The sequence below is a fragment of the Actinomyces sp. HMSC08A09 genome (genome assembly GCF_001807465.1).
GTDB classification, from domain to species: domain Bacteria; phylum Actinomycetota; class Actinomycetes; order Actinomycetales; family Actinomycetaceae; genus Actinomyces; species Actinomyces oris.
Genome location: NZ_KV789138.1, coordinates 44,915 through 62,639, shown reverse-complemented (window position 1 = coordinate 62,639; position 17,725 = coordinate 44,915). Strand labels below are relative to the sequence as shown.

12 protein-coding genes are annotated in these 17,725 nt (G+C 65.7%); all 12 read left to right on the top strand.

Features of this window, described 5'->3' with window-relative positions; genetic code table 11:
• Positions 1 to 507: 507 nt before the first annotated feature.
• Entirely contained in the window at positions 508 to 3,867 is a 3,360-nt protein-coding gene (gene ileS, locus HMPREF3165_RS09850; protein ID WP_070512991.1) for an isoleucine--tRNA ligase, read from the top strand.
• A 412-nt stretch (positions 3,868 to 4,279) separates the two neighbouring features.
• Positions 4,280 to 5,200, top strand: a complete 921-nt coding sequence (locus tag HMPREF3165_RS09845) for an ATP-grasp fold amidoligase family protein (protein ID WP_070512989.1) — start codon at positions 4,280 to 4,282, stop codon at positions 5,198 to 5,200.
• Positions 5,201 to 5,577: 377 nt separating this feature from the next.
• Positions 5,578 to 6,822 carry a tyrosine-protein kinase domain-containing protein gene (locus HMPREF3165_RS09840; protein WP_256275263.1) on the top strand — a complete coding sequence of 415 codons (1,245 nt, stop codon included), beginning with the start codon at positions 5,578 to 5,580 and terminating at the stop codon, positions 6,820 to 6,822.
• Positions 6,823 to 7,515: 693 nt separating this feature from the next.
• A complete protein-coding gene (locus HMPREF3165_RS09835; RefSeq protein WP_256275262.1) occupies positions 7,516 to 9,441 on the top strand; it encodes a polysaccharide biosynthesis protein in 1,926 nt (641 codons plus the stop codon).
• A complete protein-coding gene (locus HMPREF3165_RS09830; RefSeq protein ID WP_070512981.1) occupies positions 9,441 to 10,652 on the top strand; it encodes a DegT/DnrJ/EryC1/StrS family aminotransferase in 1,212 nt (403 codons plus the stop codon). The genes HMPREF3165_RS09835 and HMPREF3165_RS09830 overlap by 1 nt, the downstream gene beginning before the upstream one ends.
• Positions 10,649 to 11,335 (top strand): sugar transferase, encoded by a 687-nt coding sequence (locus tag HMPREF3165_RS09825; protein ID WP_070512980.1) that lies wholly within the window; start codon positions 10,649 to 10,651, stop codon positions 11,333 to 11,335. The genes HMPREF3165_RS09830 and HMPREF3165_RS09825 overlap by 4 nt, the downstream gene beginning before the upstream one ends.
• 31 nt (positions 11,336 to 11,366) lie before the next feature.
• Entirely contained in the window at positions 11,367 to 12,149 is a 783-nt protein-coding gene (locus HMPREF3165_RS09820; RefSeq protein WP_070512977.1) for a glycosyltransferase family 2 protein, read from the top strand.
• Between the two features lie 65 nt (positions 12,150 to 12,214).
• Positions 12,215 to 13,366 carry a glycosyltransferase gene (locus HMPREF3165_RS09815; RefSeq protein WP_070512974.1) on the top strand — a complete coding sequence of 384 codons (1,152 nt, stop codon included), beginning with the start codon at positions 12,215 to 12,217 and terminating at the stop codon, positions 13,364 to 13,366.
• 9 nt (positions 13,367 to 13,375) lie between these two features.
• Positions 13,376 to 14,482, top strand: a complete 1,107-nt coding sequence (locus HMPREF3165_RS09810) for an EpsG family protein (protein WP_070512971.1) — start codon at positions 13,376 to 13,378, stop codon at positions 14,480 to 14,482.
• Positions 14,479 to 14,910, top strand: coding sequence for a serine O-acetyltransferase (locus tag HMPREF3165_RS13005; protein WP_083303283.1), 432 nt, complete (start codon positions 14,479 to 14,481; stop codon positions 14,908 to 14,910). The genes HMPREF3165_RS09810 and HMPREF3165_RS13005 overlap by 4 nt, the downstream gene beginning before the upstream one ends.
• An 87-nt stretch (positions 14,911 to 14,997) precedes the next feature.
• On the top strand, positions 14,998 to 16,437 hold the full coding sequence (locus HMPREF3165_RS09805; protein ID WP_070512968.1) for a lipopolysaccharide biosynthesis protein: 1,440 nt from the start codon (positions 14,998 to 15,000) through the stop codon (positions 16,435 to 16,437).
• Between the two features lie 246 nt (positions 16,438 to 16,683).
• Positions 16,684 to 17,670, top strand: a complete 987-nt coding sequence (locus tag HMPREF3165_RS09800) for a polysaccharide pyruvyl transferase family protein (RefSeq protein WP_070512964.1) — start codon at positions 16,684 to 16,686, stop codon at positions 17,668 to 17,670.
• Positions 17,671 to 17,725 lie beyond the last annotated feature (55 nt).

Below are 17,725 nucleotides of genomic sequence, written 5' to 3'. Positions count from 1 at the left end.
GTGCAAACACCACCTGACCCCACCGACGCGTATTCGTGTCGTTTTTGAAGTTCTTGTTGGTGTGTGCAGATTCGGTCGCTGGCGCTGGCGCTGGCGCTGGGGTCGGGTCTGGGCTAGGGAAGGTGGTGCCCGCCGCTATTCCACCGCCGGGTGTGGGGAGGATGACGCCGCCAAGCCGCGGCGTGAACTGGCCCCGGCGGCACGCCCCCCACTACACTCCCCGGAGCAAAGGCAGTGACCCGGCCATCACCGGCGAGCCTCCGGAAGAACCGGACCCCGGCGCATCAGCGCCGTCGGCCCTCAGTAGAACCGGACGGGACAGCCCGTCACAGCTGGAAACGAAGCGGTCGTGCACACCGTCTCTGGGCGCGCAGCACGGCAAGCGAGGTGGTACCGCGGTGCGGCACCAGCCGGGCACCAGGCCCGGCCGGGAGCCGACGTCGTCCTCGTCAGGCCCCGGGCACCCGCCCGAGGCGGCAGGAACGAGTGAGACGAGAGCACACCGCGATGGCTGAGAAGATGGCTGACAGCACCACCGCCGACGGCAGCGAGCCGACCGGCGCCGCCTTCTACCCCCTGCACCGCCCGGGGGAGCAGATCGACCCCTCGCCCTCCTTCCCCGCCATTGAGGAGGACGTTCTGGCCTACTGGAAGGCCGACGGCACCTTCCAGGCCTCCATCGACAACCGCGCCGAGCCCTGCGACGAGTTCGTCTTCTACGACGGCCCGCCCTTCGCCAACGGCCTGCCCCACTACGGCCACCTGCTGACCGGCTACGTCAAGGACGCCGTCGGGCGCTACCAGACCCAGCGCGGCAAGCGTGTCGAGCGCCGCTTCGGCTGGGACACCCACGGCCTGCCCGCCGAGCTCGAGGCCCAGCGCCTGCTCGGCATCGACGACGTCACCGAGATCACCCGCCCCGGCGGCATCGGCATCGAGAAGTTCAACGAGGAGTGCCGCTCCTCCGTCCTGCGCTACACCAAGGAGTGGGAGGACTACGTCACCCGCCAGGCCCGCTGGGTCGACTTCGACAACGACTACAAGACCCTCGACCCCGACTACATGGAGTCGGTGCTGTGGGCCTTCAAGCAGCTGTGGGACAAGGGGCTGGCCTACCAGGGCTACCGCGTCCTGCCCTACTGCTGGCACGACCGCACCCCCTTGAGCAACCACGAGCTCAAGATGGACGACGACGTCTACCAGGACCGCCAGGACAACACGGTCACGGTGGGCCTGCGCCTGGAGGAGCCGCTGCGCCAGGGCGCCGAGCGCCCCGAGCTGGTCCTCATCTGGACCACCACCCCCTGGACACTGCCCTCCAACCTGGCCATCGCCGTGGGGCCTGACGTCGAGTACGTGACCGTCCACGTCGACGAGGCCCTCGACTCACCCGTCGCCGGCCAGGACGTCGTCATCGCGAAGGACCTGCTGGGCTCCTACGCCCGCGAGCTCGGTGAGGACCCGCAGGTGCTGGCCACCTGTACCGGGGCCGACCTGGTGGGGCGGCGCTACCACCCGATCTTCGACTACTTCGACGACGCCGCCCACCGGGCCGAGGGCGCCGCCCCGGGGCCGAATGCCTGGACGATCATCGCCGCCGACTTCGTGACCACCTCCGACGGAACCGGCCTGGTGCACATGGCCTCGGCCTTCGGTGAGGACGACATGATCGCCTGCTCCGGGGCCGGCATCGAGACGGTCGTGCCCGTCGACGACGGCGGCTGCCTGACCGAGGAGATCCGCGACTACGCCGGGCTGCAGGTCTTCGAGGCCAACAAGCCCATCGTTGCCGACCTGCGCGACGGCACCGGCCCCCTGGCCCGCCGCGACGAGAGCCGGCGCGCCGTCCTGGTGCGCCAGGCCTCCTACGTGCACTCCTACCCGCACTGCTGGCGCTGCCGCAAGCCGCTCATCTACAAGGCCGTCTCCTCCTGGTTCGTGCGCGTCTCGGCGATCCGAGACCGCATGGTCGAGCTCAACCAGGACATCGACTGGTACCCCGGCCACATCAAGGACGGCATCTTCGGCAAGTGGCTGGCGAACGCGCGCGACTGGTCGATCTCCCGCAACCGTTTCTGGGGCGCGCCCATCCCGGTGTGGGTCAGCGACAACCCCGACTACCCGCGCACCGACGTCTACGGCTCCTACGCCGAGCTGGAGCGCGACTTCGGTGTCAAGGTCACCGACCTGCACCGCCCCTTCATCGACACCCTCGTGCGGCCCAACCCCGATGACCCGACGGGCAAGTCCATGATGCGCCGCATCCCCGACGTCCTGGACTGCTGGTTCGAGTCCGGCTCGATGCCCTTCGCCCAGGTGCACTACCCCTTCGAGAACGTCGAGTGGTTCGAGTCACACTATCCGGGCGACTTCATCGTGGAGTACATCGGCCAGACCCGCGGCTGGTTCTACACCCTCCACGTCCTGGCCACCGCCCTGTTCGACCGGCCCGCCTTCACCTCCTGCGTCTCCCACGGCATCCTCCTGGGCAACGACGGGGCCAAGATGAGCAAGTCGCTGCGCAACTACCCGGACGTCTCCATGGTCTTCGACCGCGACGGGGCCGACGCCATGCGCTGGTTCCTGCTCTCGGCGCCGGTCATGCGCGGAGGCAACCTCGTGGTCACCGACAAGGCCATCCGCGACACCGTGCGCCAGGTGGTGCTGCCGCTGTGGAACACCTGGTACTTCTTCGCCCTCTACGCGGGCCAGGTGGGTCAGTCCGGCTACGTCACGAGCGGCGTCGACCTGGACGACGCGAGCCTGTTCGCCAAGCACGGCGGCCTGCACGTCATGGACCGCTACGTCCTGGCCCGCACCAAGGACCTGACCGAGACGGTGGCCGCCCAGATGGACGGCTACGACATCACCGGGGCCTGCGCCACGATCCGCGACTTCCTCGACGTGCTCACCAACTGGTACCTGCGCACCTCGCGCCAGCGCTTCACCGACGGTGAGACGGCCGCCTTCGACACCCTGGCCACCGTGCTGCGGGTGCTCACCGAGGTCATGGCGCCGCTGGCGCCGCTGGTGAGCGAGGAGATCTGGCGGGGCCTGACCGGCGGGCGCTCCGTGCACCTGACCGACTGGCCCGAGCTGCCCGGGCACGTCGCCAACGCCGAGCTCGTGGCGGCCATGGATGAGGCCCGAGCCGCGGTCTCGGCCGCCCTGAGCCTGCGCAAGGCCGAGAAGCTGCGCGTGCGCCAGCCGCTTCGCAGCCTGACCGTCGCCACCGCTGACCCGGCCGGGCTGGCCCCCTTCCGCGAGCTCGTGTCCGAGGAGGTCAACGTCAAGGAGGTACGGGTCCTGGACGCCGAGTCCGCCGGCTATGAGGCCCGAACGGACCTGGCCCTCAACCCGCGCGCCTTCAGCCCCGAGGTCCGCAAGCTCACCTCCAAGCTCTTCGCCGCCGTCAAGGCGGGCCAGTGGGAGCTCACCGAGGACGGGGACGTGCGCTTCAACGATGTCCTGCTCGATGGCGCCCCCGTGGTCCTTGAGGCGGAGGACTCCGCCTTCACCCTGACCACCCGCATCGAGGTCGACGACGATTCCCTGGCCGCCACCATGCTGCCCTCGGGGGCCTTCGTGGTCCTGGAGACCGCCCTCGACGACGCCCTGGAGGCCGAGGGCTGGGCCCGCGACCTGGTGCGTCTGGTCCAGGACGAGCGCAAGGCCGCCGGACTGCACGTGGGGGACCGGATCCGCCTGGAGCTGAGGGTCCCGCAGGACAAGGACGCCTGGACCGGTGCCCACCTGGACCTCATCAAGCGGGAGGTCGGCTGCGTGGACGCCTCCGTCGTGGCGGACCCGGCCGTGAAGGAGCCCACCGCCACGGTTGAGAAGGTCGCTGAGGCGAGGGAGAGCTGACCTAGCCGGCGAACGGGCCGCGTCGTGGGGTCGGCCAGACCGATGAGCTCGGTCTGACCGGCCCCACTCCTGCATCCAGGTCCGAGAGACGAGTTGAGGTTCTCCCGCCCCAGCCCAGTGATGTCATCGTGGCGATGAGCTGCCGGGAGGGGCGCTGCTCACGGCGACGCGGAGCCGATCCGACACGCCGGTAGGTTAACTTTCCTATTACCTGAGGTGTGAGGCAGAATAATCCCGTTGCTCGGCCACCAGGACCTGGTTGAGCGACGGTGCTCCTCCTCCCGCGGTTCGCCTCTCCCATCTCCCGGTCAGCATGCCTTCTACCGCCATGATGGCGGAAGGGGAAGCGTCGTGCGCAGCCTTCTCCCTGGAGCAGGCTCGCTGGTGGCCTTGGTTGTGAGAGGTGCGGACGATGAGTATCAAGGGTGCTGCAGAAGCAGTTCTTCCCCCGCCGGCTCAGGGATGGTTGAAGCAGGCGATCTACCACCGCAACTGTCACCTGTCGCCGCCCCAGTACCGTGCGGCCCTCAAACACTGGTACTGGCTCTTCAAGGGGCGCCCCTGCCACCTGGAGACGCCGCGCACCATGACTGAGAAGATCCACTGGCTCAAGCTCTATGACTCCACACCCCTCAAAGGGCGTCTGGCGGACAAGTTCCTGGTGCGCGAGTGGGTCGCCGACACGGTGGGGGAGGAGTACCTCGTACCTCTGCTGGGTGTGTGGGACTCTCCTGATGAGATCGACTTCGCCTCCCTGCCGACCAGCTTCGTCCTCAAGGCCACGCACGGCTCGGGGTGGAACGTCCTCGTACCGAACAAGAGTGCTCTTGATGAGGAGTGGGCCCGTGGACGCCTCAGGGAGTGGCTCGGCCTGCGCCAGGCGATGAAGGGCGGCTTCGAGCTGCACTACGAGTACTGCGAGCCGCGCATCGTGTGCGAGCGCTTCCTGCGTGACGGCACAGGGGGCCTGAGGGACTACAAGTTCATGGTGTTCGACGGCGTCGTCCAGTTCGCCTTCACCGTGGACAGGCGTGCGGGGCGCGCGATGCGGGGGACCTATCTGCCGGACTGGACCCGAGCCCCCTTCGAGTACACCTGCGAGGCTGTCCGTGCCCCGGACGTTCCCCCGCCGAGCGGCCTGGAGACCATGCTCCGGCTCGCCAGCAGGCTCGGGAAGGGGTTCGCCTGCGCGCGCGTTGACTTCTACCAGGTGCGGGGACGTGTCTACTTCGGTGAGATTACCTTCACCGACGCCGATGGGTTGTCTGAATTTGCTCCCGCTCGCTACAACCGTATATTCGGTGATCGAATCGTCCTTCCCGAGAAGAAGTAGTTCAAGGGCATCATCCTGTGATGGTTTAATGCTCAGGGAATGGTGTCTGTAGATTTTCTACGAAGATCGTCGTGCTCGGTGAGTGAGACCTCTCAAGTCTCTCGATGTGCGTGAGGGCTTTCTCATTAAATCCGTCGGTCACTTGCCCTGTTCGGGTTCTCGCGTGTTACTGTCTGTGTCATTAATTCTGGCGCTCCTTCGTGGGGTATCGTGACTGTCGCTTCATGCTGGTGAGTGCTGTGTCCTATCAGTCCTGAATAATGACAGGTGGTATGCGGATGACGCTCGAGGACCTTCTTCATCTAACTCGTCGACGTTTCGGATCTCTCGCGCTGGCGATCGTGATCTGCGTACTTTTGTCAGTAGCGTTCGCTTTCGTGACGCCGAGTTCCTACACGGCGACGGCTCAGGCCTACCTGCACGTGGAAGTGGGCGGAGACCCAGGGCTGAACACGCAGTCCCACTACAACGCGGCACAGCTCGCCGACTTGAAGGCCGATGCCGCCGTTCCGGTCTTCACCTCAGAGGCAGTCGCCCAGCGCGTGATCGAGTCCCTCAAGCTGGATGTCACCCCGGAGGAGCTCGCCTCCTCGGTGTCGGCGACGCGGACGCCTGAGACAGTCTCGGTGCAGGTCTCCGTGGAGGCCTCCACCTCGCGTCAGGCTCAGGTTCTGGCCGATGAGGTCGTCCGCCAGACGGCCGAAGAGGTGACTGAGCTGGAGGGCAGCGACTCTCCGGTGAAGATCTCCCTGCTGTCCTCCGCCGAGCTGGTGAGTGCTACTCGGTCCCCCGCCCTGGTCACCTGCGTGGGTGTGGGGCTGCTGGCCGGGCTGGTTCTGGGGTACGTGTGGATTCTCGTCCAGGAGCTGCTCGACAAGAGCCTCAAGGGACCCGAGGATGTGCGCAAGGCCCTGTCGGCGCCCGTGCTCGGCGTGCTGCCGAAGGATCCGTCGCCTCTGCGACTGGGGCGTGGTGCGCAGACGGAGGTTGAGGAGCGGCTTCGGGCCGCTCGCACCAACGTGCTCCATGCCCTGTCTCACGGGGCTCGGCAGGTCGTGGTCGTCACCTCTGCTGGTCCGCGGGAGGGGGCCTCGACGACGGCTGCAGGTCTGGCGCGGGTCCTGGCTCTGTCCGGTCATCGGGTCGTCCTGGTCGGGGGAGACCTGCGCTCGCCAAGTGCGGTCGGCGCCCCGGGTGCCCCAGGACTCGCGGAGGTCCTGGTGGGGACGGCTCGTCTCAGTCAGGTCCTGGTCGAAGGCGAGGTGCCGGGCCTGGAGCTCCTGCCCGCCGGCGACATGCCCGGGAACCCCTCTGAGCTGCTCGGGGGCCGCAACATGAGCGACCTCCTGCATCATCTGGCCGCAGACCGCATCGTGATTATCGATGCGCCTCCGGTGTGCCGCTTCACCGACGCTGTGGTGCTGGCCGAGTATGCCGGTGGCGTCCTCCTCGTGGCGCGAGCCGGGCGCACGTCTGCCGAAGAGCTTCGCGAGGCCGCGCTGGCCGTGGGGCAGGGAGGCGGGCACATGCTCGGTGTGGTGCTCACCAACGTGTCCGATCTCGGGCGCGGTAGTCGGAGTGCCCAGACCGCCGTCGCTCATGCGGAGAGTGCCACCGTCTGACCCTTCCTTCACTGAATGCGGCACGTGCGCAGAGAGCCGAGCCGTGACGTCAAGGATGTTTATTCAAATGTTACTTTGCAGTCGCACTGACGTTAGTCGTTGGGGTGTGTTCTCCGGGGTTCCGCTGGAATGAATCTTGACGCTTCAGGCTCTCGGGTCCAGTCGCCTGTGGATTTATACCATCGCACCGAAGTGGATCTGTTGGTAAACGATGATCGAGGAGTGGCCTCCTCAAAATCTTCCAATCGGTGACTCTTGGTGTTAGATTAATGCTGAGCATTAAGTGCGGAATCTGTTAGTGATTTTTCAATGGGTTCCGTGTGCCCTTTTCTGTGCCGTTTCCTCCTGTTGAGCAGTAGGAGCCGCATCCCCAAGTCCGTCCCGCGAAGCAGTGAAACCTGCTCGCCCATATGCAGATTGAAACCCTGATGACATTTGAAATCTGTCGCTCCTGCCAGCGTCAAACGCTTGATCGGAGTTCCTCACTCTCAGGCGGTGCGTCCCATGCTCCTCAGCAGACTCAATGGAGCGTGACGACTCATGGCTGAAGCACATCAGGACTCCCATGGCACCGCCGGCCGCGATGAGCGCAGTACCGAGGTTGGCCGCCCTGGCGCACCTCAACCCGCACGATCCCTCGCAGCGCCCGGGGGTGCCACCGCGGGCGCCCCTTCAGCACCGGGCGCAGCGCCCGTGAGACCGTCGGACTGCGGCGCGCAGCGGGGAGGCTTCGCCTTGTGCCGGCTCGAGCCGGTCGCCTTGATGGTCATCGACTTCCTGGCCACGTATATGGCGCTGTACTCCGCGGCCTGGGGGACCACGAAGTGGGCGACCGCCACGGGGGCGACCGGCGGCCTCCTGGCCGTCGGGGTGCTCGGGGTCGTCAACGTGGGCGTCTTCGCCACCTTCAAGATGTACAACAGCCTGTGGCGCTACGCCTCGATGGCGGAGGCGCTGAGGATTCTGTACGCGACCGTCGTCGGCTCGATCTGCGGCGACCTGCTCTTCTCCCTGGCCTTCGATGGTGGGCTGTCAGTGCGTTCCTACGTCATGGCCTGGGCGCTGCTCGTCATCATGACCGCGGGGACTCGCCTCGCCGCCCGGGCGCTGTGGCACAGCCGCGCCCAGCGCAGTGCTCGCGCAGGTGAGCCGGGCTCCCGCCCCCGTACCCTCATCGTCGGAGCCGGGCAGACCGGTTCTCTGACCATCAAGCGCATGCACCTGGGGGACGAGGACATGTGCGGAGAACCGGTGGCCCTGGTCGATGACGACATCACCAAGCACGGTCGCCACGTCCACGGCGTCAAGGTCTACGGTGCGTGTGACGACATCCCCCGCATCGCCCAGGAGTGCCGGGCCGAGCAGATCGTCCTGGCCTGCCCCTCGGCGCTGGCCTCCGAGCGCCAGCGCATCCTGTCCATCTGCCTGACAACGGGCCTGAGGATCCTCACCCTCCCGAACGTACGGGACCTGGCCCAGCAGGATGACGGGAGGATCGCACTGCGGGAGGTCGAGATCTCCGAGCTGCTCACCCGTGACGAGGTCGCCTTCGACTCCACGGGGATGGGGTACGTGCGCGACCAGGTCGTCCTGGTCACCGGCGGTGGTGGCTCCATCGGCTCTGAGCTGGTCCGTCAGCTCATCGAGGCCCGGCCTAGCCAGATCATCATCTTCGACGTTTACGAGAACACGGCCTACGAGCTGCTCCACGAGATGCAGCCCAAGGCGACCGAGCTGGGGGTGACGCTCTCGGTCGTCATCGGCTCGGTGACCAACGAGCGCATCGTCCGCGACTGCTTCCAGCGGTACCGGCCCAAGGTCGTCTTCCACGCGGCGGCCCACAAGCACGTGCCGCTCATGGAGGACAACGCCCGTGAGGCCGTGGAGAACAACGTGCTGGGCACCTGGGTCGTCTGCCGTCTGGCGGAGGAGCTCGGCTGCAGCCACTGCATCCTGGTCTCCACCGACAAGGCGGTCAACCCCACCAACGTCATGGGGGCCACCAAGCGGCTGTGCGAGCTGGAGATCCAGGCCCTGGCCCAGACCAGCCGCTCCACCGTCTTCGCCGCCGTGCGCTTCGGCAACGTGCTCGGCAGCCACGGCTCGGTCATCCCGCTGTTCAGGCGCCAGCTCAGATCAGGCGGGCCGCTGACTGTCACCCACCCCGACATCACCCGCTACTTCATGACGATCCCCGAAGCGGCCCAGCTGGTCATCACCGCCGGCTCCATGGCCCAGGCCGGAGAGATCTTCATCCTGGAGATGGGCAAGCCCGTGCGGATCTACGACCTGGCCGTCAACCTCATCAAGCTCTCGGGCCTGCGGGTGGGGCGTGACATCGAGGTCGTCTTCACCGGGCTGCGTCCTGGCGAGAAGCTCTACGAGGAGCTGCAGATGCACGACGAGGATCTGCATCCCACGCAGAACCCCTCGATCCTCGTCTCCACGGCACCGCCTCCCACCAGGCTGGAGGTGGAGGACAAGATCGCTCGGCTCATGGCCTGCCTGCCCCAGGGCGGCGAGCAGATCAAGCGGGAGCTTGCTCGCGCGGTGCCCACCTATCACCCACGTTTTGACAACAGTACGAATCCGTCGCCAACAGGGAGGACAGCTGACTGATGCGTGTTGATTTCTCGCCTCCAGACATCACCGACGCCGAGTGCCAGGAAGTGGTGGATGCACTGCGCTCTGGCTGGATCACCACCGGACCGCGCACCAAGACCCTGGAGAAGCAGGTGGCGCAGCGCTGCGGAACCACCCGGGCCGCCTGCCTGAACTCCGCGACCGCCTCGCTGGAGCTGACCCTCCGGGTCCTGGGCATCGGTCCCGGAGACGAGGTCATCGTCCCGGCCTACACCTACACGGCCTCGGCCTCCCCGATCGTTCATGTGGGCGCCACCCCCGTGATCGTCGATGCCGGCCAGGCCGACGGCGGCTACGGGCTGGACCCCGGCGCCCTGGAGGCCGCCATCACCCCGCGGACCAAGGCCGTCATCCCGGTCGACATCGGTGGTCGCATGTGCGACTACCCGGCGCTGCGCGCGGTCGTCGACAGCCACAGCCACCTGTTCACACCGGCAGGGGCAGTCCAGGAGGCGCTGGGACGTGTCGCCCTCGTCGCCGACGGCGCCCACAGCTTCGGCGCCCGGCGCGACGGCACGCCCTCGGGCAGCGCCGCCGACTTCACCACCTTCAGCTTCCACGCCGTGAAGAACCTGACCACCGCGGAGGGCGGCGCCGTCACGTGGAGGCCGGAGCTGGGCCTGGACGAGGAGCTCTACCGCCAGTACATGCTGCTGTCCCTGCACGGGCAGAGCAAGGACGCCCTGTCCAAGACCCGCCTGGGGGCCTGGGAGTACGACGTCGTCAGCCCCGCCTACAAGTGCAACATGACCGACGTGTGCGCCGCGATCGGCCTGGCTCAGATGACCCGCTACGACTCGATGCTCGAGCGTCGGCGCCAGATCATCACCCGCTACGACCAGGCCCTGGCGCCGGCGGGCGTGACATCGCTGCGGCACTACGAGGACGGGAGCGTCTCCTCCGGGCACCTCTACCTGGCGAACCTGCCGGGCCTGGGGGAGGAGGCGCGCAACGAGTTCATCGAGCGCATGGCGGGCGCGGACGTGGCCTGCAACGTCCACTACAAGCCGCTGCCCCTGCTGAGCGCGTACCGCGACCTCGGCTTCTCCATTGAGGACTTCCCGCAGGCCTACGCCCTCTACGCCAGTGAGGTGAGTCTGCCTCTGCACACCTCACTGACCGACGAGCAGGTCGACTACGTCATCAGCTGTGCGCTCGAGACGCTCGCGGCGATGGGCCGCTCATGACGATGCCGCCCTGGGAGGAGCTGCCGGCCTCCCTGCGTACCGACGAGGTCCGCCCCTACTACGAGGCACTGGCCCGGCGCGGTCTCCAGCTGCGGCTCAAGCGCCTGCTCGACGTCGTCGGAGCGACGATCCTGATGGTGCTGCTCGGGTGGCTGTTCATCATCCTGGCGGCCCTCATCAAGCTGGACTCGCCCGGACCGGTGTTCTTCCGCCAACGGCGGGTCACCCAGTTCGGGCGCGAGTTCCGGATCGTCAAGTTCCGCACCATGACGCACCGGCCGGCAGATCCCGGCGACCAGATCACCCGGGGCAACGACCCCCGGGTCACCAAGGTCGGAGCGGTGCTGCGCCGCTACCGGCTCGATGAGATCAGTCAGCTCATCGACATCCTGCGCGGCACGATGAGCTTCGTGGGGACCAGGCCGGAGGTGCCCGAGTACGTCCAGCACTACACCCCGCAGATGCGGGCCACCTTGCTGCTGCCCGCCGGAGTCACCTCCACGGCCTCCATCGAGTTCAAGGACGAGGCCGAGATCCTGGCGGCCGCCCTGCCGGGCCAGGACGCCTACCTCACTCAGGTCCTGCCGGCCAAGATGCGTCTCAACCTGCGTGACGTCCAGAACTTCAGCATCGGACGAGATCTGTCGATCGCGCTGAGGACCGTCCTGGCGGTGGCCAGGTGAGGCGCGCAATGACGACACCTAAGGAGCAAGCATGACAGCAGGCACTGAGCACGATCGCGAACTGGACTCCGACCTGGTCTCCATCATCATGCCGACGTACAACTGCGGCGCCTTCATCGCCGAGACCATCGCCACCGTCCAGGCCCAGACCCACCCCCGCTGGGAGCTGATCGTCGTCGACGACTGCTCCACCGACGACACCACCGATGTCGTGGGGGCCCTGGCCAAGGACGACCCGCGGATCCGGTACGTACGGCTGGAGACCAACAGCGGTGCCGCCATGGCCCGTAACCGGGCGATGGAGCCGGCCCAGGGGCGCTACATGGCCTTCCTGGACTCCGACGACCTGTGGCACCCCGACAAGCTCAGGCGCCAGATCGACTTCATGACCTCGCGTGACGTGGCCATGTCCTGCACCGCCTACGCCCAGATCGACGAGCAGGGCGTGCCCACCGGCAGGATCGTGCGCAGCCCGGCCAGGATCAGCTACAACCGCCTGCTCCTGGACTGCCCGGTGGGCAACTCCACCGTCATGTACGACGTGGCGCGCCTGGGCAAGTTCGAGGTTCCCAACATCCGCAAACGCAACGACGACGCCCTGTGGCTGCGCATGCTCCGCACCGAGCCCTACATCTGGGGGATGCCGGTGGTGCTCATGAGGTACCGGCTCCGCTCGGGATCGGTGTCGGCCAACAAACGGAGCCTGGTCAAGTACCACTGGACGCTCTACCGCGACATCGAGCATCTCAGCGTCCCCCGCTCCGTCTTCCACATCGGCGTGTGGGTCCTCATCAAGACCCTCAAGGTGAAATGAGGACCGGCGTTAGCAGGACGAGCAGTTCCCCGGACCGATCCGGGGCCGACGGAGGCAGACAGGCAATGAGCCAGGAACAGTCATCGACCACACGGGACCTTGGGGGCGGCCCCCTGCGGGTCCTGCAGATCAACTCATCAATCTCTCGGCGCTCCGGAGTCATGAGCGTGCTCATGAACTACCTCAGGCACATGGACCGCTCGCAGGTGGTGTTCGACTTCTTCTGCTACGCCACGCCCGACGAGACCCACCGTGAGGAGATCGAGGCACTGGGCGGGCGCTGCTACGTCATCGATGCCGGGAGCCATATCGGACGCATCCGATCATCCCTGGGGCAGGTGCTGGATCAGCATGCGGGGCAGTATCCCGTGGCGCACCTGCACGACCCCATCCTCTCGCGCTTCCTCTATCCGGTGGCTCATCGCCACGGGGTACGTGCCTTCGCCGTCCACTCCCACTCGACCGCCTACTCCGACTCCCGGTTGCGCAGCCTGCGCAACTGGATCGTATGCCGCAATATTGCTGCCTACTCGGATGCGCGCCTGGCGTGCTCGCACGCTGCTGGTGAGTTCATGTTCCGCCGTAGCCGTTTCGAGGTGCTCCCTAACGCTATCGACGTGGGTACCTACCGTTTCGATCGTCAGGCCCGCGTCAAGGTTCGGCGTGCGCTCGGTCTGGGGGACGGCCCGGTAGTGGGGCACGTAGGACGCTTCAGCGAGGAGAAGAACCACCGGTTCCTTCTTGACGTCTTCGGCGAGCTGCTCAGCCTCAGACCTGGGGCGCGCCTCGTGCTCATCGGAGACGGGGCCCTGCGCCCGGGGATCGAGGAGCGCGTGGCTGACAGAGGACTGGCCGACCATGTCCTGTTCCTGGGGGACCGTAAGGACGTTCCTGACCTCTACCAGGCTATGGACATGTTCCTTCTTCCCTCGATCTTCGAGGGGCTGCCCATGGTGGGGGTCGAGGCTCAGTGCGCGGGGCTGCCCATGGTCTGCTCCGACCGCGTGCCCGACGAGGTCGCGATCGGGGACTGCGAGTTCCTGCCGTTGGAGGCTATGCCGGATCGGTGGGCCGCCAAGGTGGCGCAGGCGATCGACCTGGGGCGGGACCTGGAGCGCAGGGCCCAGGGCGCAACCCTGACGCGCACCGCAGGCTTTGATATCACGCGTGAGGCCGACCGACTCGCTCACCGGTACCGGAACCTGGCCGGGCGGTGAGACAGCAGTATGTGGATCCACTTCGCACTGTTCACCACTCTGCTCCTTCCCGCGGCTCTGCTGGGGTTGCGGGGCAATGCCGGTCGGCGGGGCTCCCGGGTCATTCTGGTCGTGGCCTTCGTGGCCTTCGTGGCCTTCTCCTCCATGCGAGCCGTCAGTGTTGGCAATGACACGGTCGAGTATCACCGCGTCTTCAAGGCGATCGCCGCCACGGACAGCTTCCAAGAGGCGCTGAGCATCAGCCGCTTCGAGTACGGCTACGTCCTGGTCAACTACCTTGTCAGCCGCCTGACGCAGGATTTCAACATCCTGCTGCTCATCACTTCGGTCTTCGTCTACGGCTCAGCGGTCCTGTTCATCAAGCGGTATGCCGCCAGCTACTCCCTGGCAGTTCTCTTCGCCTTCGGTATGTCCGTCTTCTATGACCTCATGCTCGCTGCGCGCCAGGGCATCGCAGTGGCGATCTTCCTGCTGGCCGTCCCCGCGCTCATGGAGCGCAAGCTGGTGCGTTACGTACTTCTCGTCGTTCTCGCCTCGCAGTTCCACGTCAGTGTGCTGCTGCTACTCGTCGTCTATCTCATTCCGTATATGAGGCTGAGTACATTCGGGGACTGGTTCAAGTGGGGTGCCCTCATCGGTATCGTCATGCTCTCGCTGAGCTGGCTCCTAAGCTGGCTGCTGATCTCCTCGGCCTACTACGGTCACTACCTGCACAGCGACTATGCAGACGGAGGCGTCCGCTCAGCCACGGTCCTGCTGATCATCACCCGCATCATCCTCCTGCTCCTGGCAGCGACCTGCGGCTGGAACGCCTCGGTGGAGGCCGACCCCTCTGGGCGCACTCGCAACCTTCTGGCCCTGGCGGTGACGGACGTCGCCTTGGTGGTGATCGCACTTGGATTCAACCTCCTGGACCGCATCGAGATGTACCTGACCCTGCCCTTCGCCGTCGGACTGGCCAACCTCGCGGCGCACGGTGAACGGCCCGAGCGCTCCTACGTCAGCGCCCTGCTCGTCGTCATCTCCTTTGCTGCCACCACGATCTTCTTCCTGTACCGCCCCGAGTGGTACCACCTGTTCCCCTACCATACGTTCCTCGAGAAAGGGCTCTCATGATAGATCCTGTTTACGTCTCATATGCGGCCGCCCGGTGGCTTTCACAGCACCGTCTTGCGCCCGCCGCATACCTCATTCGCGGAGCTATGCGTGTGGTGTTTGCCTGTGACGTTCCGTATGCTGCCCGCATTGGTGAGAATACAGACTTTCCGCACCATGCTCTGGGAGTTGTGATCCATCCTCGCGCGGTGATCGGTACGGGATGTCATATCGGTCAAGGGGTGACTATTGGCGGTCGCAAGGGCATCGAGACAGTACCTGTGTTAGGGAAGAATGTCGTCGTGGGTTGTGGAGCGACGATTCTCGGGCCTATCACAGTTGGCGATGGCGCGATGATTGGGGCGGGTGCCGTTGTGATCCACGACGTCCCTGCTGGTGCGACGGTCGCGGGAGTTCCGGCCAGGATTATCAGGGAGAAGGTTGCATGACATGGGTTCTGCAGCGGGGTGGCTCTCTCTGCTCAGTCAACACGGGTGATGAACCCGTCGAAATCGAGGCCCGGAAGGCGCAGTTCGGTGGCCGCAAGCAATAAGGGACGCATTGCTTTCCTGCTGGGTAACACCCTGGTCTTCGCGCTGGGGGGCCTGGCGGTCAAGGCCGTCTCCCTGGTCCTCATGCCGTTGTACACGACTGCGCTGACGGCTGGTGAGTACGGGACGGCCGAGCTGCTCAACAGCGCGATCGAGATTGTGCTGCCGCTGCTCTCGCTTGGCGTCGTGGAGGCCCTCTACCGCTTCTCCATTGACGACGACGTTCCCAAGGATGAGCTCTTCGCCGGTTCCCTGGTGGTCCTGGGTGGGGGTGCCTTGTGCACCGGGGTGCTGTGCGCTCTGGGTAGCGTCTTGTGGGACATGGAGCATGCGGGGTCCTTCTTCGTTCTGTTCTGCTCGGTGTGTGTCTTCAAGGCGACGACTCAGCTCGCCCGTGGGTTGGGGCACGTGCGCCGTTTCGTGGCCTACGGGCTCATCAATGCGCTCGCCATGGTGGTGTCCACCTACCTGCTCCTGGTCCGCGCGCGCCTGGGCGTGGGGGGGTACCTGTGGTCCTTCACGATCGGTTATCTGGTGGGTGGTCTTGTCGCCTTCCTGGGGTCGGCCGAGTACCGGCTCCTGGCTCCATTCCGGATCGATCGGGCGCTGCTGCGTAGGATGCTCGTCTACAGCCTGCCGCTTGTGCCCAACCTGCTGTCGTGGTGGCTGGTCAGTGTTTCCGGCCGGTACGTGGTCCTGTGGGGCGGCGGCCTGGTGGCCGCGGGGCTCTTCACTGCGGCGAGCAAGATGCCTGCGCTGGTTAACATCGTGGCCTCCGTCTTCCAGCAGGCCTGGCAGTACTCCACCGCCCGCGAGATCGACTCGCCCGACCGCGGCGCCTTCTTCGGCGTCGTGATGAGGGGGTACTCGCTGGCAACCCTGACGGTCGCCGGGCTGGTCATCGCCTTGAACCGGCCGATCTCCAGGGTGATGCTCCAGGCCGAGTTCGCCGAGGGGTGGCGCTACGTCCCCCTGCTCATGCTGGTCGCCTCCTTCGGGGTCATCAGCATCTTCTTCGAGAGCTTCTACCAGGCCTTGAAGAACAGCGGCGTTCTCATGGCCTCCACGGCGCTGGGGGCGGTGGTGAACGTCATCCTCGGGGTGGCTCTCGTGCCGTTCATGGGGCCGTGGGGCGCCGGCCTGGCTGGAGCGGTGGCTTACATGCTCGTCCTGGTGGTACGGGCACGAGACCTCAGGCGCCGCATCAACCTGCCGATAGACCGCCTTCGTCTCGGCTACCAGCTCGCGCTGCTCATCAGTATTACCGCATGCATGTCCTTCGACGGCGGCTCATGGCTGACTGCCGTGGTCTGGGCATGCCTGGGGCTGCTGGCGACCAGCGACATCACGGTTCTCACCAACAGCGCTCAAGCCGTGATGGAGTCCCTGAGGCACAGGAGCGGGGGACTGATGCGCCAGCTCTGACACGGGGTGTCGGCGCAGGATGTGCGCGGTGTAACGGCCTTGTGTGACAAGCGACGATTTACTGCGCTGCTTGTGAAAATGCTTTTGTGTCAACCGGTGCGTTTTGTCTCAACTGTACAGTGTGATGATCCCTGTTGTCTTTTCGTGACGTCTATGGGAAAGCGGGTCCGCTGACACGACGTATTCTTGCCGAGCCGATCTGACTGGTTGAGCTGAAGTATCTTGCTGACGCAAGAAGGGAAGATTATGAAGCGTATTCTGCTTTTGGATACATCCGTTGGATCCCTCAATATGGGGGATGAGATCATTGGGCGATCCATTGAGATGAACTGGCGTGAGCTGTTCTCATCGAACTATGTCATGCGTCTGGCCACGCATACCCCGATGTACACGCCGGCGCAGTATCTGATGTCTAAGCGTAAGCTCAGCATCTTCAAAGGTGCCGACATCAAGTTCCTGTGCGGCACCAACGCCCTCTACACAAATATGCTGCGGCCCCTGCCGACCTGGAACATCAACTACCTCAACTGCGGGATGGCCGAAGGCACGGTGTGTCTGGGCGTGGGGGCGGGGGCCAACTCCTCATCGGTCAACCTCTACACGCGAGCCCTCTACCGCAAGGTGCTGTCCCATGACCTGGTGCACTCGGTGCGTGACGAGCACACCAAGCATCTCCTGCAGCGGGTGGGGCTGCGGGCCTGGAACACCGGCTGCCCCACCCTGTGGGGACTGACCCCTGAGCACTGCGAGACCATTGCCCGCACCAAGGGCGACGAGGTGGTCTTCACGCTCACCTCCTACCACCCGAACCCGCGCAAGGACCGGGCAATGGTCGACGTGCTGCGCAGGAGCTACTCGCGACTGCACTTCTGGCCCCAGTCCATCGACGACCTGGACTACCTGCAGTCGCTGGGAGCGGCTGACGGCGTCGAGATCGTCACGCCGAGCCTGGCAGGTTTCCGGGAGGTGCTCGACCGGGGCGTCGACTACGTGGGAAACCGCCTGCACGGGGGCATCTTCGCCCTGCAGCGCAAGCGGCGCGCCATTATCGTGGCCATCGACTACCGCGCGCGGGAGATGGCCAAGGACTACTCCCTGCCGCTGGTGGAGCGCGACTCCATCGATACCGATCTGGCCGACTTGATCGAGTCCTCCTGGCCGACCGCGATCCATGGCCTGGACTTCGACCGCATCGAGAAGTGGAAGGCTCAGTTCGATGTCGGCAAGCCATAAGGGGCGCATGAGACTCCTGCTGGGCAACACCCTGGTCTTCGCGCTGGGGGGCCTG